The sequence below is a fragment of the Corynebacterium sp. HMSC08D02 genome, assembly GCF_001807505.1.
GTDB lineage: Bacteria > Actinomycetota > Actinomycetes > Mycobacteriales > Mycobacteriaceae > Corynebacterium > Corynebacterium pseudogenitalium.
The window spans coordinates 15328-42327 of the sequence record NZ_KV789260.1 but is presented as its reverse complement, the minus strand read 5'-3'; the positions used below and the strand labels follow the sequence as shown (position 1 = coordinate 42327).

The 27000-nt window shown below is 62.5% G+C and carries 21 protein-coding genes; 17 read left to right on the top strand and 4 right to left on the bottom strand.

The window, feature by feature from the left end:
- Nucleotides 1-1185 carry an alpha/beta hydrolase gene (locus tag HMPREF3170_RS10605; RefSeq protein WP_070479586.1) on the bottom strand — a complete coding sequence of 395 codons (1185 nt, stop codon included), beginning with the start codon at nt 1183-1185 and terminating at the stop codon, nt 1-3.
- Nucleotides 1178-1423: a hypothetical protein gene (locus HMPREF3170_RS10600; protein ID WP_070479585.1), complete on the bottom strand. Its 246-nt coding sequence runs from the start codon at nt 1421-1423 to the stop codon at nt 1178-1180. The genes HMPREF3170_RS10605 and HMPREF3170_RS10600 overlap by 8 nt, the downstream gene beginning before the upstream one ends.
- Nucleotides 1424-1512: 89 nt before the next feature.
- Between HMPREF3170_RS10600 and HMPREF3170_RS10595 the strand changes: the two genes are divergently transcribed.
- Complete coding sequence (locus HMPREF3170_RS10595; protein WP_070479583.1) at nt 1513-2355, top strand: carbon-nitrogen hydrolase family protein; 843 nt, start codon at nt 1513-1515, stop codon at nt 2353-2355.
- Here HMPREF3170_RS10595 and HMPREF3170_RS10590 read toward each other — a convergent pair.
- Nucleotides 2312-3412 carry a ferredoxin reductase domain-containing protein gene (locus tag HMPREF3170_RS10590; protein ID WP_070479581.1) on the bottom strand — a complete coding sequence of 367 codons (1101 nt, stop codon included), beginning with the start codon at nt 3410-3412 and terminating at the stop codon, nt 2312-2314. The genes HMPREF3170_RS10595 and HMPREF3170_RS10590 overlap by 44 nt on opposite strands.
- A gap of 79 nt (nt 3413-3491) precedes the next feature.
- On the opposite strand from HMPREF3170_RS10590, the gene HMPREF3170_RS10585 reads away from it, so the two are divergent.
- From HMPREF3170_RS10585 to HMPREF3170_RS10525, 14 genes are all read left to right on the top strand, one after another.
- The gene (locus tag HMPREF3170_RS10585) at nt 3492-4844 is read left to right on the top strand and encodes a sodium/glutamate symporter (RefSeq protein WP_070479579.1); all 1353 of its coding nucleotides are present in this window, start codon (nt 3492-3494) and stop codon (nt 4842-4844) included.
- Nucleotides 4845-5109: 265 nt separating this feature from the next.
- Nucleotides 5110-7668 (top strand): ATP-dependent chaperone ClpB, encoded by a 2559-nt coding sequence (gene clpB, locus HMPREF3170_RS10580; RefSeq protein ID WP_070479578.1) that lies wholly within the window; start codon nt 5110-5112, stop codon nt 7666-7668.
- A 22-nt stretch (nt 7669-7690) separates the two neighbouring features.
- Nucleotides 7691-8104 carry a DUF4265 domain-containing protein gene (locus HMPREF3170_RS10575; RefSeq protein WP_070479576.1) on the top strand — a complete coding sequence of 138 codons (414 nt, stop codon included), beginning with the start codon at nt 7691-7693 and terminating at the stop codon, nt 8102-8104.
- Nucleotides 8105-8127: 23 nt separating this feature from the next.
- Nucleotides 8128-8970, top strand: a complete 843-nt coding sequence (locus tag HMPREF3170_RS10570) for a sulfurtransferase (RefSeq protein WP_070479575.1) — start codon at nt 8128-8130, stop codon at nt 8968-8970.
- Nucleotides 8971-8982: 12 nt separating this feature from the next.
- Complete coding sequence (locus tag HMPREF3170_RS10565) at nt 8983-10122, top strand: type III secretion system chaperone family protein (RefSeq protein WP_246814972.1); 1140 nt, start codon at nt 8983-8985, stop codon at nt 10120-10122.
- Nucleotides 10112-10645, top strand: a complete 534-nt coding sequence (gene pyrE / locus HMPREF3170_RS10560) for an orotate phosphoribosyltransferase (RefSeq protein ID WP_070479573.1) — start codon at nt 10112-10114, stop codon at nt 10643-10645. The genes HMPREF3170_RS10565 and pyrE overlap by 11 nt, the downstream gene beginning before the upstream one ends.
- On the top strand, nt 10632-11297 hold the full coding sequence (locus tag HMPREF3170_RS10555) for a TrmH family RNA methyltransferase (RefSeq protein WP_083290988.1): 666 nt from the start codon (nt 10632-10634) through the stop codon (nt 11295-11297). Before pyrE ends, HMPREF3170_RS10555 begins: the two co-directional genes overlap by 14 nt.
- A gap of 12 nt (nt 11298-11309) precedes the next feature.
- Complete coding sequence (locus tag HMPREF3170_RS10550; protein WP_070479572.1) at nt 11310-12521, top strand: glycoside hydrolase family 76 protein; 1212 nt, start codon at nt 11310-11312, stop codon at nt 12519-12521.
- A gap of 45 nt (nt 12522-12566) precedes the next feature.
- Nucleotides 12567-13607: a class II fructose-bisphosphate aldolase gene (gene fbaA, locus HMPREF3170_RS10545; protein ID WP_256006653.1), complete on the top strand. Its 1041-nt coding sequence runs from the start codon at nt 12567-12569 to the stop codon at nt 13605-13607.
- Nucleotides 13608-14115: 508 nt separating this feature from the next.
- Nucleotides 14116-14352, top strand: a complete 237-nt coding sequence (locus tag HMPREF3170_RS10540) for a type II toxin-antitoxin system RelB family antitoxin (RefSeq protein ID WP_070361826.1) — start codon at nt 14116-14118, stop codon at nt 14350-14352.
- On the top strand, nt 14240-14599 hold the full coding sequence (locus HMPREF3170_RS11410) for a type II toxin-antitoxin system RelE family toxin (RefSeq protein WP_371327497.1): 360 nt from the start codon (nt 14240-14242) through the stop codon (nt 14597-14599). Before HMPREF3170_RS10540 ends, HMPREF3170_RS11410 begins: the two co-directional genes overlap by 113 nt.
- 77 nt (nt 14600-14676) lie before the next feature.
- Complete coding sequence (locus tag HMPREF3170_RS10535) at nt 14677-15849, top strand: FUSC family protein (protein ID WP_070479570.1); 1173 nt, start codon at nt 14677-14679, stop codon at nt 15847-15849.
- A gap of 235 nt (nt 15850-16084) precedes the next feature.
- Complete coding sequence (locus tag HMPREF3170_RS10530; protein ID WP_141742286.1) at nt 16085-20905, top strand: YPDG domain-containing protein; 4821 nt, start codon at nt 16085-16087, stop codon at nt 20903-20905.
- Nucleotides 20906-20937: 32 nt separating this feature from the next.
- Complete coding sequence (locus tag HMPREF3170_RS10525) at nt 20938-23286, top strand: hypothetical protein (protein ID WP_070479566.1); 2349 nt, start codon at nt 20938-20940, stop codon at nt 23284-23286.
- Here the strand turns inward: HMPREF3170_RS10525 and HMPREF3170_RS10520 are convergent.
- Nucleotides 23283-24167, bottom strand: a complete 885-nt coding sequence (locus HMPREF3170_RS10520) for a hypothetical protein (protein ID WP_070479564.1) — start codon at nt 24165-24167, stop codon at nt 23283-23285. The genes HMPREF3170_RS10525 and HMPREF3170_RS10520 overlap by 4 nt on opposite strands.
- A gap of 50 nt (nt 24168-24217) precedes the next feature.
- Here HMPREF3170_RS10520 and HMPREF3170_RS10515 point away from each other — a divergent pair, with 50 nt between their 5' ends.
- Both HMPREF3170_RS10515 and HMPREF3170_RS10510 read left to right on the top strand, forming a co-directional pair.
- Complete coding sequence (locus HMPREF3170_RS10515) at nt 24218-25507, top strand: adenylosuccinate synthase (protein ID WP_070361829.1); 1290 nt, start codon at nt 24218-24220, stop codon at nt 25505-25507.
- A 257-nt stretch (nt 25508-25764) separates the two neighbouring features.
- Entirely contained in the window at nt 25765-26928 is a 1164-nt protein-coding gene (locus HMPREF3170_RS10510) for an ATP-grasp domain-containing protein (RefSeq protein WP_246814970.1), read from the top strand.
- The last annotated feature ends 72 nt before the right edge of the window (nt 26929-27000 follow it).

The window sequence follows — 27000 nt, the reverse complement described above, 5'->3', positions numbered from 1 at the left end:
TTACCTTTGTTCCTCCTGGAACTCGAAAGATTGTGTGAGATCTGACACAAAGGCCTCGTCTGTGAAGTAGGCGCTATGACCGCCCGTCACCCCAGGTAGGACGCGCGCGCCGTAGGCGGGATCAGTTGGCGACGCCCCCAGCACCGCCTGCGGACCGGACCTGGTCCACAGGATCGGATCGTCGGGAGAATCCACGGCGACCACCCGCGAGTCCGGCCCTGCCAGTCGTAGGTCGCTCACGTGGCTACCGGCGACGCCGGCGCTGCCGACGAGCCAGAGCTGGTCGGTAAGCAGGCCGTGGTGGACGGCGGCCTCGGTGGCCACACGCGTGCCATAACTGTGGGCGAGGACCACCCGGTGGGCGTTGGGGAAGCGGTCGGTGAGCGCGAGTTGGAAGGCGGAGAGGTCGTCGGCGCCGCGGCGCGCCGGGCCGGGGTCCAGCCCGTTGACCACGTTGGGTGGCGGGTCGTAGCCCTGCCAGAGGATCACTGTGGCGCCGGTGCGCTCGGCGAGGAACTGCGCCCGGGCAAGTTCACCGCCCAGGCCCTCAGGTCGGCCGGTGGATACGCCCGCGACCATGGTGATCACACGCGCCGGGTCCACCACGTCACCGACCGCCAGTGTCGCCGACACGGGCCCGGCTTCGAGTACGGTCGCGCCCGCGGACTCAACGAGCTCGCGGCGCGCCGGGTCGAGCGCGGCCAGGTTTGTCCGGTGTATCTGGCCAAGCTCTACGCCGTGGCGCGCGATGAGCGGCACGTGCCCGCGCGCCGCCTCCAGCTCCCGCTCGTGCGCCTTGCACAGGGCCTCGAGCTCGGCGGCGCACAGCGTGTCGAAGGTCCGCGAGACCCCGTTCAGCACCTGCACCGCCAGCGCGTAGACGGGGCTGCCGCGCAGGGATCGGGCCATCGCGTCGAGGCGCGCCTGCCAAGTGGCGTAGCGGCGCAGCACCTTGGCGGCCTGGGTGAGGTCGTCGGCAGGGTGGGCGAAGGTGGCGTCGACACGCTGGAGGCGCTGCAGGGCAGCAGTCGGTGCGGACCCGCCAAAACCGACCCCCACCAGGTCTGACCTGGCAACGTGGCACGCCTGCGATCGCGCGCGGAACTCGGTCACGGCACTGTCCAGCACACCCGCGGCGACCATCAGCTGCCCGGCGTCTAGAGCAGGGCGGTAGGCGTCAGACATGGCGCAACGCCTCCGCGAGGCGGGTGTCGCAGTGGATGCAGTCGTCCGCAAATGAGGCGATGGATTCTAAGTGCGTGTTGAGGGCGGTGGTGGAGGCGTCGAAAAGTGATTGGGCGCGATCCTCCAGCGAGCGCAACGCGGCCGCGCTGGCGCTGTCGCGCAGCTCAGCGCGGGGGAGCGACGTGCGGGCGACGCGGTGGGAGCGGGCGAGGGACGGGATAGTCGTTGAGAGATGCATGCCCCCATCCTCGAAAACCCGCCGAAGCAGGGCAAGGAAAAACCCTGAAACCCTGTGGATAAAATTTCAGATTCGCTAAAGTTATCCACATGCGTATCGCATTGGCACAATTCACCAGCGGACCTGATAAAATGCGCAACCTTTCGCGCATAGAACCCCAGGTCAGGGAGGCCGCGCGCCGGGGCGCGACGCTCATCGTGTTGCCGGAGGCGGCCTCGCACGCGTTCGGGGCCGGTCGCCTCGACTACCAGGCCGAGGACACCGATGGGCCGTTCACGCAGGGGCTGTTTTCGCTGGCCAAGGAGCTGGGCGTGACCATCGTGGCGGGCTCGTTCCGCCCGGCGGACACCGTCGGCAGCATCAACCGCGTCTACAACACCACACTGATCCTCGACGGCCACAGCGACACCCCACGCATCCTCACCTATGACAAGGTGCACCTTTACGACGCCCACAGCTACCACGAGTCCCGCACCGTCAAGGCCGGCGACACCCTGCTCACGTTCCGGCACGGTGACGCCACCATCGGCGTGGCCACCTGTTTCGACATCCGCTTCCCGGAGCAGTTCAAGGAGCTGGCGGCGATGGGTGCGCACGTCATCGTGGTGCCCACGAGCTGGGCGGACGGCCCAGGCAAGCTCGAGGAGTGGCGCTTATTGACGCGCGCCCGCGCCCTCGACTCCGGCGCGTTCATCGCGGCGGCCGGGCAGTCCCGTCCGAACCACGAGACCGAGGCCGGCGAGAAGTCCGGCCCGACCGGCATCGGGTTCTCCACTGTTGTGGCGCCGGACGGGCACCGGATCGTGGAGGCCGGCTACGGCCCCGAGCTCCTCGATGCCGACATCGACATCGCGCAGGTCGCGGCCGTGCAGGAGGACGTACCTCTTATTAGACTCTCGGAAACTGGACCGCTGCGTCAGTCGCGCATGTAAGGACCCGGTCAGCCCCCGCAGCTTCGAGGACCTCGCGGTACTCCGCAACCTCGGCGCCCTTGCCACACAGCACGATCTGGTGGTCCCACCACGTGCCCGGCGCCGACACGAACGCCGACCCCGGCACCCAAATGGCCTTCGCGGAGCTCTCCCCAAACTCGCCCGGGGTCGGCGCGACGCGCGTGACCTGCAGCCACGGCTGCGAATCGGCGAGCGAGTTGATGGTGCGGGTGTCGTAAAAATCGGAGGCGGCGTCCCCGCACACCACCAGGTGCACCTCGGGGCGGATGCGTTCCTCGATGAGCCCGAACACCACCGACTTCGCAGCCGCCCAACCGGTCCCCACCGCCACGAGCAGCATCTTCGGCCGGTTCGCCCGCACCGCAGGGCCTCGCGCCGCCCCTAACGTCAGGTAGTCGCCGACCTTCACATCCGGGCCGTCGAGGTGGAACTCGAGCTGCCCGAACCGGTTCGGCGGCACCGCAGGCGCACACGCCCACCACTCGCCCTGGTTGCCCGCGCGCATCACCGGCAGCGCCTGCCCCGCTGCATATCCGACCGCCGCGGACGCCTCCGCCCGCACGATCCACGCCGAACCATCCTGCGAAACCTGCGTCACCTGCGCCACCGACGCCGCAGCCACCCCGGCCTCGTCAGCCTCCCGCGACACCCGCTCCATCTCGCGGGCCGCCCGCACCAACACCTGCGTATCGACGCCCACAACCCCACCAACGATCTCCGCCACCGCCGGAAACTCCGACGCCGGAAACCCCGTCCGCCGCAGATCCAACGCCCACTCGCGAAGCGGGGTAAGGGTTGCCTCAGGGATTGCTGCCCCCGCCGACTCGGACTCCTGGGTGGACGCGAGGGTGAACGAAGTGGCGTCGACAAGTACTTGGGGCACCTCCGTGGCACTTTCCGGGAAGACCATCGCTGCCTGCGGATACTGCTCCACAATCCGCGCAAACAGCGTGGCGCGCACCTCGGAATCCTGCTCCGCGAGCACCTGCAATGCGGCCGCATTCGGGCCATCCGCGACGGGGGCAAACTTTCTCATAGGGCCAGGGTACTGTTTCTCAGCCTCGGTGAGGTGGACTAGTGTGAGCAGGGAAACAATTAGAGAGAAAGGTGCCGCAGTGGACTACACGCCGTACACACTTCTGACGGATATCGGATGGATCTCCATCCTGCTCATCATCGGAAACGTGCTCCGAAACCGACTGAAAGTGTTACAGGCGCTGCTCCTGCCGGCACCGATCACCGCCGGGCTGCTCGGGCTCATCCTCGGGCAAGAGGTCCTCGGCGTCATTCACTGGTCCGACCAAGTCGGCACCTACACAACGCTGCTCATCGCCGTCGTGTTCGCCTCCATGGCCTACTCCATGAACCTCGGCGGCTCCGTCGCCTCAGGCGCCCGCAACATGTGGGGCTACTCGACGGCCATGTTCATGGGCCAGTGGGGCATCTTCATCCTCCTGGGGCTGTACTTCTTCGCGCCATTCTTCGGCACCGAACCATGGTTCGGCATGATGCTCCCGGTCGGCTTCGTCGGCGGCTTCGGCACCGCCGCCGCCGTCGGCTCTGCACTTGAGGACATCGGCATCGCCGAAGCGTCTTCCATCGGATTCACCTCCGCCACCGTGGGAACCCTCGTCGCTATCGTTGGTGGCGTCATCGTTGCAAACTGGGGTATCCGGAAAGGCAAGGCAACCGAACTCCGTGGCACCCTCCCCGAAGACCTGCGCACCGGCTACATCGCCGCCGAGTCCGAGCGCCCCTCCATCGGACGCGCAACCACAAACCCATCCTCCATCGAACCGCTGGCACTCCACGCCGGATTCATCCTCATCACCGTGCTGATCGCCTACACCGTCAACACCTGGATCAAGAGCATGTGGAGCAACGTCTCCATCCCACTGTTCGCCATGGCCTTCGTCATCGGCCTTATCGGCCGCGGCCTGCTCGTCGCCTTCAAACGGCCCAACTACCTCGACCGCGAAACCATCTCCACCGTCTCCGGCGCCGCCACCGACTTCATGATCGCCTTCGGCATCGCCTCCATCGTCCCCGCAGCACTCGCCGGGTACTGGCAAGCCCTGCTCATCATGTTCGTGCTCGGCACCGTCTTCTGCGTCGTATGGATGGCCTGGGCCGGCCCGCTCTTCTTCGGCGAAAACTGGCTCGAGCGCGGCATCTTCGGCTGGGGCTGGGCAACCGCCGCCGTCGCGACCGGTATCGCCCTGCTCAAGATGGTCGACCCCAAACTGAAGTCCGGCACTCTCAACGAATACGGTGTGGCCTACGTCGGCTTCGCCCCATTCGAGATCGGTATGACTATCCTCGCCCCAATCGCCATCATCGCCGGGTTCACCACCGCGTTCGGCTGGGTGTCGTTCCTGATCGCCGTTGCGGTGGTGGTCGTGGCGTTCGCGCTGAAGTGGGTGCCCGCCAAGAAACACGGCTCAGGGGCCGTGGCTGCCCAGGAATAGGGCCGGCATTTTCCTAGATGGTAGTAACAGGAATGTAGTAATCCGCTTTTTGGGGCCATTTTCGGGGATTACTACAATCCTGTTACTACCATTTGCGTTTTGACGTGGGGTTTCAGAGCGTTTCCAAGGGCTCGCCGAGCCCCAAAATCTGCAACGCCACCCCCGAAAACGCCCCACATCCAACCTTGAGTGGAACAGACTCAACTTCTCGTGCGTTAGGGAGAGTGAACAACAAAACAAAACGCAAAGAGAAAGGAAAACGGACATGTCTTCGTTTAACCCAACTACGAAAACGCAGGAGGCGTTGCAACAGGCGCTGCAGCAGGCGTCGGCAAAGGGGAACCCGGATATTCGTCCGGCGCATTTACTTGAGGCGATCCTGAAGCAGGAGGACGGCATTGCAGCGCCGGTGTTGCAGGCGACGGGTGTGGACCCGCAGACGGTCGCGAAGGAGGCGGCTGAGCTGGTCGATTCCTACCCGAAGGCGGAGGGCCAGAATATGGCGAATCCGAACTTTAACCGCGACGGCCTGAATGTGTTGAACGCGGCGCAGGAGTTGGCGGGTGAGCTCGGCGACGAGTTCGTGTCCACCGAGGTGCTGCTGGCGGGTATCGCGCGCGGGAATGATGACGCGGCGGAGCTGCTGAAGAAGCGCGGCGCTACGTTTGAGGCGATTAAGGCGGCGTTCCAGTCGGTTCGCGGCAATAAGAAGGTCACCACTGAGTCGCCGGAGGATCAGTTCCAGGCGCTGGAGAAGTATTCGACGGACCTTACCTCGCGTGCGCGCAAGGGCAAGATTGACCCGGTCATTGGTCGCGATTCGGAGATTCGACGCGTGGTGCAGGTGCTTTCCCGTCGTACGAAGAATAATCCGGTGTTGATTGGTGAGCCGGGCGTCGGTAAGACGGCGATCGTTGAGGGCCTTGCAAGGCGCATCGTGGCGGGCGACGTCCCGGAGTCGCTGAAGGGTAAGACGCTGATCTCCCTGGACCTCGGGTCGATGGTCGCGGGCGCGAAGTACCGCGGCGAGTTCGAGGAGCGCCTGAAGGCGGTGTTGGACGAGATTAAGGAGTCCGACGGGCAGATCATCACGTTTATTGACGAGCTCCACACCATCGTCGGCGCTGGCGCCACGGGCGAGGGCGCGATGGATGCTGGCAACATGATTAAGCCGATGTTGGCGCGCGGCGAGCTTCGGCTGGTTGGTGCGACGACGTTGGATGAGTACCGCCAGTTCATCGAGAAGGATGCGGCGCTGGAGCGTCGGTTCCAGCAGGTGTACGTGGGTGAGCCGACTGTGGAGGACACGATCGGTATCCTGCGTGGCCTGAAGGAGCGCTACGAGGTGCACCACGGCGTGCGGATCCAGGATTCGGCGTTGGTGGCGGCGGCGGAGCTGTCCAACCGCTACATCAGGAACCGGTTCTTGCCGGATAAGGCGATTGACCTGGTCGATGAGGCGGGTTCGCGGCTGCGGATGGGGATTGATTCTTCGCCGCAGGAGATTGATGAGCTGGAGCGTATCGTTCGCAGGCTTGAGATCGAGGAGATCGCGCTGCAGAAGGAGTCCGACGAGGCCTCGAAGGAGCGTCTGACGGATTTGCGCCAGGAGTTGGCGGATCAGCGCGAGAAGCTCGGTGAGCTGAAGGCGCGTTGGTCGAATGAGAAGGCGGAGATCGATAAGGTGCAGGCTGCGAAGGAGGAGCTGGAGCACCTGCGCAACGAGTCCGAGATCGCGGAGCGCGAGGGCGATTACGCGAAGGTGTCGGAGCTGCGTTACGGCCGCATTCCGGAGCTGGAGCAGCAGGTCAAGGACGCTGAGGAGGCGGCGGGGGCGTCGTCAAGGACGATGCTCACGGAGGAGGTTTCTCCTGAGGTGATTGCTGAGGTTGTGTCGGCGTGGACGGGTATCCCTGCGGGCAAGATGATGCAGGGTGAGACCGAAAAGCTGCTGGACATGGAGGCAATCCTGGCTGGCCGCGTTGTGGGTCAGAAGGAAGCTGTCGTGGCTGTGTCGGATGCGGTGCGGCGTTCGCGTGCGGGCGTTGCGGATCCGAACCGTCCGATTGGTTCCTTCCTGTTCCTGGGCCCGACTGGCGTGGGTAAGACGGAGCTTGCGAAGGCGCTGTCGGAGTTCCTCTTCGATGACGAGGCGGCGATGGTGCGCATCGATATGTCGGAGTACGGCGAGAAGCACTCGGTCGCGCGTCTGGTCGGTGCCCCTCCGGGGTACGTCGGCTACGACGCTGGCGGCCAGCTCACTGAGGCTGTGCGCCGTCGCCCGTACTCGCTGGTGCTGTTCGATGAGGTTGAGAAGGCGCACCAGGATGTGTTCGATGTGTTGCTGCAGGTCCTCGACGAGGGCCGCCTGACCGACGGCCAGGGCCGCACGGTGGATTTCCGTAACACGGTGATCATCCTGACGTCGAACTTGGGCGCGGGCGGTGACCGTGAGCAGATCATGAACGCGGTGAAGTCGCACTTCAAGCCGGAGTTCATCAACCGTCTCGATGATGTGGTGGTGTTCGAGCCGCTGACGAAGGAGCAGCTGGTGGGCATCGTCGATATTCAGCTGGGCACGCTCGCCGATCGCCTTGCTTCTCGACGCCTCCAGCTCCGCGTCTCCGACGCCGCGAAGGGCTGGCTCGCAGACCGCGGCTACGACCCTGCATATGGTGCGCGCCCGTTGCGTCGCGTGATCCAGCAGGCGATTGGTGACCGGTTGGCGAAGGAGCTGCTGGCCGGCGCGATCCGCGACGGTGACGTGGTGCAGGTTGATGTCGCGGAAGGCGGCGAGGAGTTGGCGGTGTCGGCAGTGAAGTAGCGTTCGGGCTACACTGCTGTCCATGCAACCAACGACGACGATTTACACACGGGTGGCCGTGCCAGGCGTGGAGAACGAGCAACTTGAGGCTCACCAGCTTGGTGGCGGCCACTTCGTCGTTGCGTCGGTGCCGTTTGTGGACGTGTCGTTGGCGGTGGGGGACATCGTGGAGTGCGTGCGTGTTGGCGGCATGTTCCACGTGAATAAGGTCGTGGTGCGCGGGGGTGCGTCCACGGTGCGGATTTTGCCGCAGGGGGAGTCGCCGTTTTCGCTGGCGGAGACGTTGTTGGCGTTTGGCTGCCGGGTGGAGATGGGCCCGGGTGGGATGTTGGCGGCGTCGATAGGGGCGGATTGTCCGAAGGCCGGGATTGATGAATGGCTGGAGGGTTTGGCCGCGTCTGGAGTGATCCAGCTCGCACCTGGCTATACAGCGTGAGCCATACGCGTATGGTGTTATGTATGACTGTTTTTATTTCTCCGCAGGAGCTGTACGAACGTATTAAGTCCGGCAAGAAGCAGACGGTGCTTGATGTTTCTTGGGAGCCGGAGGCAGGCAAGGCCTGGCAGAAGTTCCAGTCCGAGCACATCCCGACTGCCGTCTACGGTGACCTGGAGGGCCACCTCGTGGGCATGCCGGGCCGCCGCCAGGGCCGCAATCCGCTGCCGTCGCTCGCCGTGATCGATGAGGCGCTCGAGGAGTGGGGCGTCGAGGCGAACCGCCCGGTCTTCATCTACGACCAGGGCTCCGGCGTCTTCGCCGCCCGCGCGTGGTGGATCATGCGCTGGGCTGGCCTGGAGCACGTCCACATTATCGACGGCGGCTTCCGCGAGTGGGAGGCCGAGGGCCTCAAGACCATCGCCGGCCCGGGCAACGTGGTTGTCCCGCGCGACCTGGAGCTGGAGGGCAGCAAGCTTCCGGTGGCGACGCTGGAGGACGTACAGCAGTTCGAGGGCATCCTGATTGATGCGCGTGATGAGAAGCGCTTTGCGGGGCGTCGAGAAGTATTGGACTTGAAGGCGGGCCACATTCCGTCGGCGCTGAACCTGCCGGCGGCGGACCTGTTCTGCAAGGAAACGAGGAAGGTCAAGGAGACGGACTACATCCGCGACCGCTTCGCAAGCCTGGGAGTGACGCAGAATACGGACCCGGCGAAGATGATTACGTACTCGGGTTCGGGCAACCACTCCGCGCTGCTCATCGCGGCGATGGAGCACGCGGGCCTGCCGGTGGCCACGCATTATGTGGGTGGCTGGTCGCAGTGGAGTGCACGGTTGGGGAATAAGGTCGCCACGGCACTGTAGTATCAATCTTCGATGATTGCTTACGTGTTGTTTGGGCTGGCCGCGCTGCTCGTGGTCGCGGCTGTCTGGTTGTGGTTTGCACCTGCGTCTTCTTCCTTATCGACGCCCCCTCCGCCACCAGCCGAGCCCTCGCCTGAGGCTGAGCCGGACGTGGAGCCTGAGGCCGAGCAGGAGCCTGCGCTCGAGGTGGAAGAAGAGCCGGAACCAGAGCCCGAGCCTGCCCCGGAGCCAGAGCCACAGCTAGAGCTGGAACAGGCCCCGGAACCAGAGCCGGAGCCCGAACCAACACCGGCGCCCGAGCCTGCCCCGAAGCGCCCGCACCGCATGTCGGGCCTGCAGCTGCCGGGCGCGTCGCGCCGGGAGCGCCGCCTGTGGGCGGAACAGCACGGCTTCCGCTTCTCCAAGGTGGATGAGTACCTGGTCGACGAGTGGCACCGGGGTGCGGCGGCGTCCGGTGCGGAACCGCGCGATGTCGTGGCGGGCCAGGTCTACGGCCACGATGTCCGCGTGGTGGACCTTGGCGGTGTGACGGTGGTGGCCGTCGCAACGGGTGAGGTCAGCGACATCGTGGTGGATATGCGCCGTCCGCAGTTCCAGGCGGATTCCTCGGCGGATTTGGTGCTGGTGGAAACCGTCGAGGGCTTCGAACTGTTCACGAACGAGCCCGGCCCCGTCCTGCGCTTCATCGATGTGCGCGTGTGTACCGCCTTGCGCGAGATGCCCGAAAGCGTGTGCGCGGTGTGGTGCGAGCAAGACTGGGTGTTGGCCCAGCTGGAACGCGGTTCGACGCCGCAGGACTGGGAGGACACGTTCGCGCCGCTGGCGCTACTGGCGGACGCGGCACGCACGCTGCCACCGCGCGAGGCGGCGGCGCTTGCGCCGGTGCTCGGTGCCGAGGAGGCACCTGAGCCGGAGACCCCGCAGGTGCAGCGCCCGGAGGAACCACTTGAGCTGCCGACCCGCGTGACCGGCGGCGGATTCGGCGAGTTGGAGGACCACGAGATTGGGGCGGATTCTGTGGCGCCGATCGCGGACGGTTCACCTGCCGAAGACGACGCGCAGCTCTATGATTTGACCAGAGTGCGCCGCGAGCAGCAGCCCTCCACAATTTTCAACGACACGCCGAAGGAGCCAACCGATCATGAACGATAAAGCACGCCTCGCAGAGCTGGTGAAGGAACTGGCCGTGGTGCACGGCAAGGTCACGCTTTCCTCCGGGAAGGAGGCGGACTACTACGTGGATCTGCGTCGTGCGACGTTGCACCATGAGGCTGCGCCGCTGATCGGCAAGCTGTTGCGTGAGATGACGGCGGACCTGGAGTTCGACGCGGTCGGTGGCCTGACGCTGGGTGCGGACCCGGTGGCCACGGCCGTGATGCACGCTGACGGCCGCCCGATCGACGCGTTCGTGGTGCGCAAGGAGGCGAAGAAGCACGGGATGCAGCGCCGGATTGAGGGACCGTCGATTGTTGGCAAGAAGGTGCTGGTGGTGGAGGACACCACCACGACCGGCAACTCGCCGCTGACCGCGGTGGAGGCCGTGCGCGCCGAGGGCGCGGAGGTTGTCGCGGTGGCTACCGTGGTGGACCGCGCGACCGGCGCCGCCGACGCCCTGCACGAGGCCGGCCTGGACTACCGATTCCTGCTGGGGCTCGAGGATCTTGGACTCAACTGAGCAGGCTGAGCAGGCCAAAGGACCGACGGAGTGGAATGAGGGCCGCCACGGCGTAGGCCCGTGGGAGGGCCCGTGGCCGGATGACCCCCGCCTGGATCCGCAGTTTTTGGAGGAAGGGGATCGTCGCAACGTAGTGGACGCTTACCGCTACTGGTCGCTGGAGGCGATCCGGGAGGAGCTGGATCAGCGGCGCCACCCGTTCCACGTCGCGATTGAGAACTTTGAAAACGACGCCAACATCGGCACCGTGGTGCGCACCGCGAACGCGTTTCTGGCCGAGGAGGTCCACATTATTGGGCGGCGGCGCTGGAACCGGCGCGGCGCGATGGTGACGGACCGCTACCAGCACATCCGCCACCACGCGACGATCGAGGACTTCGCCCAGTGGGCCAAGGAGCACGACCTGCCGATTGTGGCGATCGATAACACGCCCGGCTGCGTGCCGCTCGAAACGGCGGAACTTCCGCAGCGCTGCGTGTTAGTGTTCGGGCAGGAAGGCCCCGGCATTACGGACGAGACGCAGCGCGAGGCGTCGATGACGTGCTCGATTGCGCAGTTCGGCTCGACGCGCTCGATTAACGCGGGTGTTGCCGCGGGCATCGCGATGCACGCGTGGGTGCGCCAGCACGCCGACTTGAGTACTGCTTGGTGAAAGGTGAAGGTTGTGGAAGAAACCGCCGCGGAAACATGGTCGCACCGCGCTGACCTGGCTCAATCGGCCGTGCAGGAGCGGCACGCCTCCCGCCTGTGGGGGCTGCCGAAGACGAACCTCGCCGTGGTCACGTGGCCGCCGGGCTCGAAGGATCGCCTCTACTGGCACTGGCATTACTGGTGGCAGGCCCACTATTTGGACTGCCAGATCGACGCCGCTATTCGACGCCCCACCAAAACCCACAAGCGCCGCCTCAAAGACACCCTGCGTGGCATCCAGCGCCGTAACCTGGGCAAGCTGACGAAGAACAAGTACTACGACGACAAGGCCTGGCTGGCCCTGGCGTGGAACCGCGCCGTCGACGAGGGCTTGGCGCGCCGCACGAAGGCCCTCGACGCCCTGGAGTTCGACCTGCTCGCAGGCATCGACCCGGTGATGGGTGTGCTGCCGTGGCGCACGGAGGAAACCTTCTACAACGTGCCCTCGAACGGCCCGGCCGCCCTCTTGTTCGCGCGCACTGGCCGCCTGGACAAGGCCCGCGAGCTGCTTGACTGGACGTTCGACAACCTGGTCACCGAGTCAGGCCTGGTGCAGGATGGGATTCGGATGCGGATGCATGGCCCGGAGGTCGTCGACAAGCTGTATACGTACAACCAGGGCACGGTGCTCGGCGCGAGCCTAGAGATCGCGCTGGCGTTGCGCGCCGACGTCGGACTTCGCGACGACGAGCCAATCGACTCCTTCGCGTACTCAAAACGCGCCGACGATTCCGTGTTTTACATCACACATATCCGGGCAATCGTGGAAGCGATTGTCCTGCATATGGCTACCCCCCAGGGGGTGATTCTGAACAAGTCCTACGAATCCGGCGACGGCGACGGCGGACTCTTCAAGGGAATTCTGGCACGCTACCTTGCCGATGTTGCAGTCCGTCTCCCTGAAGATTCCCGCCAGAACATCGCGACCAAAAAGATAGCATCAAGGCTGATTATGGCCTCGGCGGAGTCCCTTTGGTCCCATCGTTTGGAGGTCGACGGACTGCCGATCTTCTCCGCGCGATGGACCGAAGACGCCCGCCTTCCCCACAATTACGGGCTCGGGCCTTCGTCCTTGAGCGAGGCTGTCGGGTTGGTCCGAATTGATGAGAGGGACCTTTCGGTACAGCTTTCCGGGTGGATGCTGCTGGAGGCTGCTGCGCGGGTGGCGGCTGCAAATAGTCAGTAAAGCAGGCATACTGGTTGGCGTACCTAAGAAGCTCTAGTGGAGGTTATCTTCATGCCAATTGCAACCCCTGAGGTCTACAACCAGATGCTCGACACTGCAAAGAAGGGCGGGTTCGCATACCCGGCCATCAACTGCACCTCGTCTGAGACCATCAACGCCGCAATTCGTGGTTTCGCAGAAGCCGAGTCTGACGGCATCATCCAGTTCTCTACCGGCGGTGCAGAGTTCGGCTCTGGCTTGTCCGTGAAGAACAAGGTTGCTGGTGCCCAGGCGCTTGCTGCGTTCGCACATGAGATCGCTAAGCACTACGACGTCAACATCGCGCTGCACACCGACCACTGCCAGCTCGAGGTTCTCGACGAGTACGTCCGCCCACTGATCGCGATCTCCCAGGAGCGCGTCGACCGCGGCGAGAACCCACTGTTCCAGTCCCACATGTGGGACGGCTCCGCTATCCCAATCGACCACAACCTTGAGGTCGCCCAGGAACTCCTGGAGAAGGCGCACAAGGCCAACATCATCCTCGAGGTCGAGATCGGCGTCGTCGGTGGCGAAGAGGACGGCGTCCAGGCTAAGGCCGGCGCGAACCTGTACACCAGCGAGGAGGACTTCGAGAAGACCATCGACGCACTGGGCACCGGCGAGAACGGCCGCTACCTGCTGGCCGCAACCTTCGGCAACGTCCACGGCGTGTACAAGCCGGGCAACGTGAAGCTGCGCCCAGAGGTCCTCGACATGGGCCAGAAGGTCGCCGAGAAGAAGCTCGGCCTCGCAGCAGGCACCAACCCATTCGACTTCGTCTTCCACGGTGGCTCCGGCTCCGAGAAGGAGAAGATCGAGGAGGCTCTGCGCTACGGCGTCATCAAGATGAACGTTGACACCGACACCCAGTACGCATTCACCCGCCCAGTGGTCTCCCACATGTTCGAGAACTACAACGGCGTCCTGAAGATCGACGGCGAAGTGGGCAACAAGAAGGTCTACGACCCACGCTCCTACATGAAGAAGGCTGAGCAGGGCATGGCCGACCGCGTCATCGAAGCCTGCCAGGACCTGCGCTCCGTTGGCACCTCCGTGTCCAAGTAGTCGTACTGCTTGCTTTTCTGAAACCCCCTTGGGCCTTCGCGGTCCTGGGGGTTTCTTCGTGTGTGGGGTGGTTTGGGCCCCTTTGGGGGTCCTTTGCGGCCTGCTGTGCACCAAAATCGCTGTTTGGCCAGGGACGACCTGGGGTTTTGTTGTGGCGGTTTTCTGGAATCCGCGAATTTGGTGTCTTGGCCTTTTGCCCGCGCACCAAATTCCCTCTCTTGGTCCCCGCGACCTGGGGTTTTACGAAGCCGCTTCTCCAAAAACCTGGAATCTGGTGTCGCCGCTTTTCACGCCAGTGCCAAAGGACGCAATCCCTTCCGCCGAATCCGCCAAAAGCCCAGGTCGCGAAAAATGCGGTGCGTCTATTGGCACTGAAAGCGTCTGGAACGTTCAAGCAATTCATGCTTCATGCGGTTAGGTGTCTTGAAATGTGACTATTTTGTATTTGCTGTCGAGGGACTGCTGGCTTGGGGTGACAGGCTTGGCAGGCTTGTGTATACATGTATACATGAGTGGATCAGTGATTAGTTTGCGAATGGACGAAGTCCAGAAACGTCGGCTTGACGAGCTTGCTACAAAGACAGGTAGGCCAAAGGCGTTCTACATCCGTGAGGCAATTGAGGCCTATCTTGATGACGCTGAATACATCTACGAGCTTCAGGCTGAGGCGGAAGCTGTTCGTAGGGGCGAGCTGGAAACTGTTACCCTCGATGAACTTAAGGCCGAGTGTGGCCTGGCAGATTGAGTTTTCGCCTAGGGCACGAAAGGCGGTGCGACGGCTAGACAAGCAGGTACAGCGTCGGCTTTTTCAAGTCTTGGGTGATTTGTCGCGGTTGAATGATCCACGCGTCCGCGGTAAAGCCCTTGTAGGTGGAATATCAGGGTTGTGGCGTTGGCGTGTCGGGGACTATCGGGTAATTGCTGAGATTCAAGATGACACGGTGACGGTGTTGGTGGTTGATGTGGGGCACCGTGGAGAAATTTATAGGTAGTGGACCGCCCTCACCCACGCTGCTCCCGTCGACCGGAACGAAAACGGCACGACCACCCGGGGCGCTATGGTTATGGCATGGCGAAAGAGAGAATGGGTACGCGTGCCCGGTTGGCGTCGGTGGATCAGTCGATTCAGGCGCGGTTGATGCGTGTGCGCAAGCGTCTGTTGCCGATTCTGCAGATGGGTATCGCGGCGGGTATTGCGTATTGGATCGCGGGGGACATTATTGGGAACGCGAAGCCGTTTTTTGCCCCGATTTCGGTGGTGATCATTATTGGCATGTCGGGTGGGGAGCGTATTACGAAGGCGATCGATTTGTCGATTGGTTGTGCGTTGGGCGTGCTGGTGGGGGATTCGCTGTTTTACAGGTTGGGGGATGGGGGTTGGCAGATTGCGGCGATTGTGTCGGGCAGTTTGTTGATTGCGTCGTTCTTTTCGAAGTCGCAGTTGGTGAATAACCAGGTGGCGATTGGTTCGATTCTGATCGCGACGATTATGCCGCCTGGTGCGGAGGTGACGGGTTTTGACCGTACGATTGACGCGGCGGTGGGTTGCATGGTGGCGTTGGCCACGATTGCTCTGATTCCGCAGGGGCCGATGGAGCCGGTGCGCGCGGAGATTTCGAACTTGATGGGGTTGATGAGTTCAGTGCTTGACGACGTCGCCATAGGCCTCACCGACCGCGATCCTCAAGTAATCGATGATGCGTTGGAGGCGATCCGCGGGTCGCAGACGGATATTGACGATATGGCGTCGGCGGTGAACGCGGGTAAGGAGACGACGAAGATTTCGCCGTTTTTGTGGGGTGCGCGCCGCTATATCAATTCGCTGAGCTTGGTGATCCCGCCGGTGGATAACGCGGTGCGTTCGTGCCGAGTGCTGGCGCGTCGGGCGCTGGTGCTGTGTGAGGATGGGGATCACGTCTCGCCGAAGCAGATCGTGCTTATCGACGCCCTCGCGAAAGTATGCCTGGATGTTTCCGAGGTGTACGAGGTGAAGTCCAGGCGCGCACAGGCCACCGTGATCCCGCAGATCGTGAACGAGTTGCGGGCGGTGGCGCAGGGCTCCTCGGTAGACATGCTGGAAAAAGACGCGGTGCTGTCGGAGTATGCGATTCTTGCGCAGACGCGTTCGCTGACGGTGGACCTGCTGCAGGTGTGCGGCATGTCGAGGGAGTCCGCGCTGGCGGCGCTGGCCCCGACCTCTGATACGCCGGCGTACCCGCCGGAGTCCTTCGATTTGGACTAGGCGGGGCTGCAGAAGCCCTGGTTGCTACCCCCGTTCCGGGTGTTTGGATACCGAACAGTACCGATACTGGGGTGAGTTTCCGCAGTTCATGGCGAATTGTCAGAGAACTTGGAAATAGGTCCAAATTATTGTTGGCAATTGTTTCGGACATTCATATTCTTAGTAGAGAACTGTTGGAGAACGCCCAGGTCGACAACTTAGCGACGGCCACGGGCTCCCCCGAAAGGTCCGAACATTGGATAATTATTCCCGCTCATACCGTAAATCTTCTGTACGCCGTGGCACGTCGATTGCTGCGGCCGCATTGTCGTTTGCTCTGGTAGCACCACTGGCGCAGCCGGTGGCGTTTGCGCAGGAGGATCCTGCTGTTGTTGTCGATGGCGTAGGTGCACAGTCTACTGCTGAAGCATACGCTGATGCGATCCACTCGCCAGGTGCGACTGATCAGAAGGGCACGATTTCCGGTTCTGTCAAGGAGATTGTTGAAGGCGGTGTTGGTTTCGGTAGCGTTCAGGATTCCGGAAAGCCCTTGAAGGGCGTGAAGGTGTATGCCCAGTGGTACGAGGGGCTCAAGACTGAGCATGCGTCGCCAATCTATTACACCGAGTCGGATGAAAACGGTAACTTCACGCTGAATATGGCGCCGTATACGGATGCTGAGGGTGTGGAGCGCCAGTTCCAGGCGGATGCGTCTGTTGGTGAGACTGTTCCGCAGCGTGACCATAAGAGCGAGAAGATCCGTGTTTGGGCAGAGCTGCCAGAAGATTTGGCAAGTAAGTACCGTTTGGTGCATCAGCCGGCCGCTGGTATTTTTCCTCCGACGGCTGTTACTCCTGGGACTCAGGGTGATGGCGTCTGGAGTGGTAACAAGGTCTCTGAGGTGAAGATTCAGTTTGCCCAGAAGACGCAGTTGCCGCAGCACCTGCCACAGGACAAGTGGGTTGAGTCTCAGGGCAGTGGGCTGTATGGCTCGTATCAGGGGCGTGCGTTTTGGAATTTGGATGTTGCCTCTGGCGCGTTGAGGCATGAGACGGTCTCGAAGTATGACGGCAAGGATGTGCCTGCTGCGGGCCTGCAGGTTGTTGGTTCGTACTTGTCTGATGAGGCTGTTAAGGCGATCAATGAGTACGTGAAGAAGAATTTTGCGGGTAAGACGCTGCGTGGCAATGGCTGGACTGTTGATGATGAGCAGGGTCTGCAGCAGTGGATTCATGAGCAGGTAGCGGCTGATCCAGAGGGTTGGATTGCTGAGACGGTCAAGACCACTACTGATGCTAATGGTGAATTCTCGTTGTATTGGAGGGGCCTGTGGGGCAATAGCTGGGAGAGCACTCCGGGTACTTTGACGCCGCCGGCGGACAAGCTGCATACGCTTGCTGGGTCTCGTGATGAGGGAACGTTTATTAACGGCAATCGCACCTCGAAGCACGTGAACATGGACTGGTCGTTTGTGCAGATTCTGGATAGGGCCGGCAACGTCCTGCCGGATAATGTGGGTACGTTGTATCCGTGGGTTTTGGGTAATTGGGATGGCCCGAATTCTGGTACATACGCCCAGGCCTTTGGTGGCGATGGTGCTTTGATTAACAAGCAGGATGATCAGTATCTGCGTTGGAATATTGCGTTGTACCCAGCACCGTTGAAGTTTGATGTGCTGGAGAAGAATACGTATGACAACTGGGCTCGTGTTGGTGAGACTGTTGAGACGCTGACGACTGGTTTGCCGATTGGTGATGGTCTTGAGTACTTTATCGAGTGGACCAATGATGCTGGTGAGGTTGTCAAGACTTGTGGTCCGGTGATGCCTGATGCTGATACGACGATTGCATCGTGTGCGGTGAAGGTGCCGGCTGATGTCGAGCATGGTGATGTGTTCACTGCGCATTTGTACCAGGGCAAGGACAACTCGGGTACGTTGCTTGCACAGGATGCGTTTGCTGTGACGACGTCGTACTTGGCGTATGGGCCTGAGGATGCGAAGGTTGGTGTTGCGAAGGAGTCGACACCGAAGTTTGATGATCCGGATACTGCTCCTGTTGAGGAGAAGCTTGAGTCGGCTGAGTTCTTCTTGAATGAGGACAAGCTGCCTGAGGGTGTTACCAAGGATCAGGTCAAGGTTGATCCGAAGACTGGTGTGGTGACGTTTACGCCGAAGGCTGGCCAGGAAGGCAAGTCGTTCGATATTCCGGTGAAGATGGTTGATACGGCTATCCAGGTACCGGTGTATGACGATAACGCTGACCCGGTTGTTGACGCGGAGGGTAACCAGGTTACTCGCCCGCGTACGATTTTCCATGCGTCGGCAACGTTTAAGGTTGCGGCGACGCCGGTTGCTGACACGGTTGAGCCGAAGTATGAGGACAAGCTTGTTGTTCCGGGTGAGCCTGCGGAGTCCACTCCGACCTTCACCGACAAGGACGGCAAGGAAGTTACGCCTCCTGAGGGTACGAAGTTTGCTATCCCGGAGGACTTCACCGCTCCTGAGGGCTACACCGTTGACATCGATAAGGACGGCAAGGTCACGGTTAAGGCTGATCCTGAGAAGCTTAACGGTGATACTGTCGAGGAGTTCGAGGTTCCGGTCACGGTGACCTATCCGGATGGTTCCACCGATAAGACGTCTGCGAAGTTTGAGTTGGATACCGATGGTGATGGCACCCCGGATTCCAAGGATGATGACGACGACAATGACGGCATCAAGGATGACGAAGAGAAGGACAAGGGTTCTAACCCGAAGGACAAGGATTCGATTCCGGCAGCTGTCTTGGATCCGGGTGTTCTTATTCAGAATCCTCAGGTGATTAAGGATCCGCAGGTCGTTGTTGAGGGTCAGCCGTCTGATCCGTTTGATACGGCGAAGAATGTTCCGGAAGGCGGCAAGGTCACTGTTGATGGTCTGCCGGATGGTCTGACTGTTGATGAGAAGTCCGGTAAGGTCACGGGTACCCTGGAGAAGATCACTGACTGGGGTAAGGAAGAGGAAGAGCGTGACGTAACTGTCACGGTCACTTTCACCGATAAGGACGGCAAGAAGGTTGCCAAGGATGACAAGGTGATCACGGTTCAGCGTGATACTGATAGTGATGGCATCCCGGATGTCACTGACAATGATGACGATGGTGATGGCGTCTCCGATGAGCAGGAGAAGGAAGCCGGAACGGATCCGAAGGATCCGAACTCCAAGCCTGAAAACCCGTCTGTAGTTCCGAACAGCAACTCCACTGTGCCGGCTGATGGTAAGTCCCACGAGGTTAGCAAGGTTGAGAACCCGAACGGTGATGAGACCGGCAAGCTTGTCGATAAGGACGGCAAGGAGATTCCGGGCTCCAAGGTCGAGATCGACAAGGGCGGCAACGTGAAGGTGACGGTGCCTGAGGGTACTGATCCGCAGGATGCCAAGGTCATCGTTACCAGCAAGGATGGCAACAAGGTTGGTGAGATCGACGTCAAGATTGTTGATCCGCGATCGGATGCTGCGAAGAACACTCCGGACTACGGTGATCGCAAGAACGTCGAGGCCGGCAAGGTTGAAGAGGTGAACCCATTTGAGGGCAAGACCGGTGTTCCTGTGAAGGAAGCGAAGGGCAAGCCTTCTGCTGGTTCTGATGATTGGGCCTTCAAGACTGGCGAGACCAACGGTGTTGTTGAGGCAACGGCCCCTGATTACAAGAAGGTCGCTGACAAGATCGATTCTGAGCTGCCGAAGATTGATAGCAGCTGGGAGAAGTTCAAGGAGATCTTCACTCCGTATGTTCGTCCGTCGGTAGATGTTGACTTCATCTACAACGATAAGTCGAAGAACTCTGCATCCGCGGACTTCGATCTGGTTGGTAAGGACGGTAAGTCCTTGCTGGACCCGAATGGTGACTTCGATGGTGACGGTGTTTCTAACGAGGATGAGATCAAGGGTGGTTCGAACCCGGCTGATGAGACCTCGAAGCCGAGGCCTCAGGAGTCGGAAGACGAGACCGCACCGTCCTCCTCGAAGTACATCCCGGTCTACCCGGTGTCGTATGTGCGGGCGGGGGAGAAGGGGACGTCGATACGTCCGAATGTGACGGTGAAGGATGATGGGTTCGACTTCACCCGCCAGCCGATGCCGAAGGGCGCGAAGTTCAGCACTGACTACAAGGGCGCGAGCTTCGATGAGCATGGCGCGCTGACGATTATGGCGCCGAAGGGTGTCGACGAGGTCGTGGTCCCTGTGACCGTGACCTTCGCCGATGGCACTACGGCGACGACGAACGCGAAGTTCGTCGTGCGCGCGAACCACGCCGCCGAGAGCTACGCCCCGGCGTACGAGCTGGGTGTGAACGCGTCTCCGGGCGAGACCGTGCTGGTGCACCAGACCGGTGAGGAGTCGCTGCCTGCGGGCACCGAGTTTGAACTGGTTCGCAAGGCAAGCGACCTGAACGGTTGGATCGTGCGCGTGAACCCGGAGACCGGCGTGATTGAGGCAACCGCGCCGCAGGGCAACGACGCGAAGCGGGCAACGCTCGCCGTGAAGGTGTCCTACTTCGACGGATCGGAGCAGACCATCAAGGCCACTGTTGATCCAGGCTCAACGAATAGCATGGCGGCGAAGCTGCAGCCGACAAAGACCACCTTGGAGGTCGGCGTTGGTGAAACAGAGGCAAGCAACGTGTTCTCCGAGGCCCCGAAGGGCACGAAGTTCGCGCTGGCAGAGCAGGTCAGCGGCGACGGGTGGACCGTCGCCATCGACGAGACGACCGGCACCCTCACGGTGAAGACGGACGAGACCGTGAAGCCGAATGCGAAGCGCACCGTCCCGGTGCAGGTTACGCTGCCGGATGGTTCCCGCAAGGTTGTGGACGTGCAGGTCAAGGCTGTGAAGCCGACTGCGCCGACTCCGGAGCCGAAGCCAGCACCAGCGCCGTCGGGTAGCTCGCAGAGCAGCGTGAATGGCTCCTCGGCGGGCTCGGTGATCGGGATCGTCGTCGGCCTGCTGGCGCTGATTGGTGGCGTCGGTTGGGCATTGAAGATGAACGAGCCGCAGATCCGCCAGATCCTGCGTGACATGGGTATCCACATCTAGGCACTGATCGAGCGAAGAAGGAAAACGTAGACATGAAACAACAAGCAATTGCTATCGCTGCGTCGGCTGCGTTGCTCGGCGGTGTCGTCACTGTTCCGGCAATGCCTGTGGCTCGGGCGGAGGAGGTCTCCGTGGAGCAGGATGCGTCGGCGGGCGCGTTCACCGGTTTCAATATTGATGAGTCCAAGACGACGTTCATGCGGTACGCGCACCCGTTCTCGGCGGGCGGTCGCATGGCCGTCTCTGTGCAGAACAGCGTCGCGCTTGATGGCAGCTGGGTGAACATGGACGCCTCGAACACGAAGGTGGCGAAGCAGGGCAACACTGTCACGCTCGTGACCAAGGAGAAGGGTGCAACCATCACTCGCACCTTCCTTTTCGACGGCAACTCCGTCACCGTCAACGTGGATGTCGATGCTCCGGCCGGCGTCCAGACGCAGGTTGACCTGACATCGGTGTTCCGGGACCGCGAGTACACTGCCGAGTTCCGCGACGGCGCCTACCACCTCACGCCGACCGCGCCTGGCTATGAGGCTACGGTGAAGTACGGGGACGACGCGTACGCGACGGGCGTGGCGGCGACGTGGGGCGGATTGGCGGGCGCCCTCAACGACCCAGCTCAGGGCGGCGTTGACCCGAACGGGGCATCCAACCAGCGCGGCCGTTGGTTTAACGCGTACGGCGGCAAGGTCTCCGCAAGCATGACGATGGAGATGATCACTCAGGCGGACGCAGCCGACTCCGACGGCGACGGCCTGCCGGATGTTTGGGAAGAGGAAGGCGTCATGCTCAGTGACGGCCGCTTCCTCAACCTTCCGGCGTGGGGTGCGGACCCTCACAAGAAGGACATCTTCCTACAGCTGAACTGGATGCCGTCCGAGTGGGAGCACCACGGCTGCGCAACAGGCGACCGTTTCGACCCCACTACTGAGGGGTACTTAACGTACGCGGAGTGCGCGCAGTTCAATAAGAACGTGTACCGCCCGTCGCGCCAGGTGCTGAAGAACCTGGAGAAGACGTTCGCGGACGCGGGCGTAAACCTGCACATTGATGCGGGCCCGCTGTACTCGCCAGATATTGTGCTGAAGGATACGGCCGGTGGCCAGCACGAGAAGCTGGGCTACAAGGAGTTCTCCTTCGTGCAGAACAAGGGCCTCGACGACGAGGACCAGCTGGGTCGCTGGCAGAAAGAGCTGCTCGGGGACCGCTCTGCGGTGTTCCACGTTGGTGTGATTGGGGACCGTCAGTCGGCGAAGACCATGAGTTCCGGCCTTGGCCGCGAGGGTAGCGCGTTCTTCGTGGCGAAGGGCGCGAACCTGACCACGGATAAGCAGCTCGAGGGCACGATTCTGCACGAGTTCGGCCACGTCCTCGGCCTGGGTCACGACGGCGCTGCGACGCCGGAGTCCCGCGAGTGGTCGAAGCAGCACCCGGGCGGGGACCGCAACTTCCTGCCGGAGTACAAGTCGGTGATGAACTACCTGTACCAGTTCGCTCACCCGGATTATTCCCACTCGCCGGTGGCCAACGAAAGGAATTACGGTACCGAGGAGCAGGCTCGCAAGCAGTACGAGCAGTGCGAGCAGGCACGCCAGTGCTACCCGGGCACCTACTCGATCCCGGCGGACTGGGACAATCTGAAGTTCCACGGCAAGGACATCGGTAAGGCGGATGGCGTGGTGCGCGAGAAGTTCGAGCCGCACGTCGACGACCACGAGGACAAGGACTCCCACACCCTCGCCGTCTACGCCGCGGCGGACAACAACAAGAAGGCCGGCCTCAAGCTTGACGACGCCACCAAGGGTGGCAACGGCATCTCCCTGCAGAAGCAGAACAACGAGGTCCACGCCATCCTGGACAACCAGGGTATTGACGCCTCCGAGTTCACCATCGAGGCCGCCTGGGGTGCTGGGAACACGTTCACCTCGCAGCCGATCTCGCTGGGTTCGGTCACGGATAAGGCGAACTACACCCGCAACGTGACCATCCCGTTGAAGTCCCTGCGCGGCGTGTCCGGCAAGACCATGCCTCTGGATTTGCGCGTGAAGAACGACGCGGGCAAGGTCGTGTTCGAGGAAACGTTCACCTTGCCGGTGCTGGACTACACCGCGGCGGAGGCTTCGAAGGTTCGCAAGGAGCTGGAGAAGGCGCCGAAATTGAAGGTGGAAAAGCAGCGCATCGCGCAGGACCTGCCGAAGCAGCCGGAGGCCAAGCCGGCGCCGACCACGAAGCCATCCCCAGCTCCTGCTCCTGACCAGCAGCCGGAGCAGCGCAGCCCGTGGCCGATCATCGTCGGCGTGCTGCTCGCGCTCGGCGGAGCGGCGGCAGCGGTAGTCGGCTGGCTCAACGCAAACGGCGGCATCCCGCCGTTCCTGCGCTAACCGCGCACCGACTGGATGTCGCGAAGGTGGCGGTAGAACGTCACCCGCTGCAGAGGCCGCGGGTGGGCGACACCATCCACCACCAGCGTGATGTCCTCCCCGCCGGACTGTAGCGCCCGGCCAGTCAGAACGGTCGCCGGGTCCGTGAGGGCCGGGGCGACCGTTTTGCCTTTCACAAACATCCCGCCAAGCGGCATGCCCGCCAACCCCTCGAGTCGCTGCGGGTCCACGCGGCGCCCCTCCGGCACCACGAGCGGCGTGACCAGCCGTGACGCCGCCAGCCCCGGCGCATCCGGGGTGGGCACCAGGCGCGCTCCGAACTGCCCAAAGAACCGCGCGGACGGCTCCTCGCCCGTGCGCATCACCAGCTGCTGCGAGTCCACGACGATCTCCCCCACGTATTCGCTGCGCCCATCCCCGTGGGAGAGCGTCGCCGAGCCAGCGACCACCACGCCCGTGTCCGTCCGAATACACGGCGACGGCACCACAGGCCCCTCTACGGCCAGGTCCACGGAGCCCGCACCCCACGCCACCGCCGCCGGCGACGCCGGATCAGCAGGCAGGTACGCGACCTCGATCCACATCACGTCCGCGCGCATCAGCCGCGTCAGCACCGCACTCAGCGCGGCATCACTGCCGGACACGACCACGCGCAGCCGCTCCTCAGGCCGCTGCGGCGCCAACTGCGGGGCACCCAGGTGCTCCACCGACGGCGACTTCTGGATCTCCGCCAAGCTCGGCGTCGGGTCGTGGGGGAGGGCGGAGCTGGCGGCGTCGAGAAGAAAAGAAAGCTCACTTCTCGACGGCACCTCCGACAGTGTGACCTCCTCCGCACCCGGGACTGTGAGGGAGCTAGCACACGCACAATGAAGAAGACGCATGCCATTCACGCTACAATAAGCCCGGATTAGTGCCTATAAAAGGAGAGAGAATGTCCGCCATCATCATTGTCGGCGCCCAATGGGGCGACGAGGGGAAAGGCAAAGCCACCGATATCCTCGGCGGGAAAGTCGACTACGTAGTCAAACCCAACGGCGGTAACAACGCAGGCCACACGGTTGTCGTGGGCGGCGAAAAGTACGAACTCAAGCTACTGCCGGCAGGCGTGCTCAGCGAGAACGCCACCCCAATCCTGGGCAACGGCGTCGTTATCAACCTCGAAGCGCTCTTCGACGAAATCGACGGCCTCGAAGCCCGCGGCGCCAACGCCTCGCGCCTCCGCATCTCCGGCAACGCGCACCTCGTCGCGCCCTACCACCAGACACTCGACCGCGTCCAAGAACGCTTCCTGGGCAAGCGCGCCATCGGCACCACCGGCCGCGGCATCGGCCCCACCTACGCCGACAAAGTCGCCCGCGTCGGCCTGCGCGTCCAAGACATCCTCGACGAATCAATCCTCCGCCAGAAGATCGAATCGGCGCTGGACGTCAAGAACCAAATGCTGGTCAAGATGTACAACCGCCGCGCCATCGAAGCCGACGCAATGATGGACTACTTCATGTCCTACGCCGAACGCCTCAAGCCCATGATTATCGACGCCGAAAACGTCCTCAACACCGGACTCGCCGAAGGCAAGCACGTCCTCATGGAAGGCGGCCAGGCCACCATGCTCGACGTCGACCACGGCACCTACCCGTTCGTGACCTCCTCCAACCCGACCGCCGGCGGCGCCTGCGTCGGCTCCGGCATCGGGCCGACCAAGATCACGGCGACCCTGGGCATCGTCAAGGCGTACACCACGCGCGTCGGCGCGGGCCCGTTCCCTACCGAGCTGTTTGATAAGTGGGGCGAGTACCTGCAGGAAACCGGCGGCGAAGTTGGCGTGAACACCGGCCGCAAGCGTCGCTGCGGCTGGTACGACTCCGTCGTCGCCCGCTACGCCGCCCGCGTCAACGGCTTCACCGACTACTTCCTGACCAAGCTCGACGTCCTCACCGGCATCGGCGAAATCCCGATCTGCGTCGCCTACGACGTCGACGGCGTCCGCCACGACGAAATGCCGCTGACCCAGTCCGACTTCCACCACGCCACCCCCATCTACGAAACGATGCCGGCCTGGGACGAGGACATCACCGGCTGCACCACCTTCGAGGAACTCCCGCAGAAGGCCCAGGACTACGTCCTCCGCCTGGAGGAGCTCTCCGGCGCGCCGATTAGCTACATCGGCGTCGGTCCTGGCCGCGACCAGACCATCGTCCGCTTCGACGTGATGGACCGCTAGCTTTCTGCTTCCTCCGAAGTTCGGGACCTGGGAGACGCTCCCAGGTCCTCTTTTTTGCTCGGGCCGAGGGGTGGATATGTGCCTCTCAACTTTATTCGGAAAATCGTGAACAAAATTGCGCTTTTTGTGACCGCGCACACAAGCAAATTTGTTCACAATTTCCCGACTCCGCTCGAGAGCACACCTTCCCCCTTCAGGGCTCATGCAGGCCCCTTCAAGTTTGCTCACCACATACGCGGCTGAATATGCTGACCACTATGAACGCAGCAATGCCCGAAGAGCAGCAGTCAGAGCAGCAACAGCAGCTCGACAACGAGCCCATTACTCAGCTCGACCCCGCGCGGGATTTGAGGTGTGACCCTCGCCAGGTGCTGGTGCTGGGCGACAGCGTGGTTGAGGAGGAGCTCGCGTGGTCCTTCAAGCAGCTCGGGTTTGACGTGACGCATCTGCGCACCACTGAAATAGAGGCGGAAGACATGCAGCAGCGGTATCCGTCGTTGACGGTGGCGGGCGCCGGGGTGGACTCTGAGGTGCTCAAGGAGCTGGAGGAGCGCGCCGGGTCGATTGTGGCGCCGTCGGTGGAGGCGCAGGAGCTGTGCAGTTCGCGTGAGGGTGTGCGGGCGACGGCGACGGATTCCTTGGGTTTGCCGACGTTGCGTTGTGAGTTCGTCCGTTCTCCGGAGGAGCTGGAGGAGGCGGCGTTGCGGTTGGGTTTGCCGGTCGTCGTGAAGCCGGGGCGCTCGTCGGAGGGGCAGGGCCAGACGGTGCTGCGGAGTGAGGAAGACTTGAGCGTTGAGGTGGTCAAGGCGTGGGAGGCGGCTGCGGAGGTGGACCCGGAGGGTCCGGTGGTCGTGGAGCGGTTTATTGAGTTTGATTTTGAGTTGACGATTTTGGCGGCTCGTTCGGTGGACCCGGCGACGGGTGAGTTGGCGACGTGGTTCTGTGAGCCGATCGGTACGCGGCATGAGCGCGGCCGTTTGGTGGAGGCGTGGCAGCCGGCGGTGTTGTCGGAGGCTGCGGCGGGGAACGCGAGGTCGATTGCGGCGCGGATTACGGGGGCGCTCGGCGGGCAGGGCTTGTACGCGGTGGAGATGTTCGTGGCTGGTGATGAGGTGTACTTTTCTGATGCGCGTCCGCGGCCGTCCTTGGATGGGTTGTTGACGCGTGCGACGCAGCGCCTGAACCAGTGTTCGTTGCACGCGAGGGCGGTCATTGGTCTGCCTATTGACGCCACCTTGGTCAGCCCGGGTGCAATGGTCCTGGTGGAGGATGTTGTCCCGAGCGTGGATGGCCTTGCGAAGGCGATGTCGGTGGCGGAGACTGGTGTGCGTTTTGTGGATGGTGCTGCGGTGGTGACGTCGACGGGTGAGTCGGCGCAGGAGGCGCGGGACCGGGCGACGCTGGCGGCGTCGCGCCTGTAAAACCAGCGTAAAACCAAAGCCGTCTTGGAAATGGCCTAATTTATTGGTTTAATTGACAGATTACTGCAATCT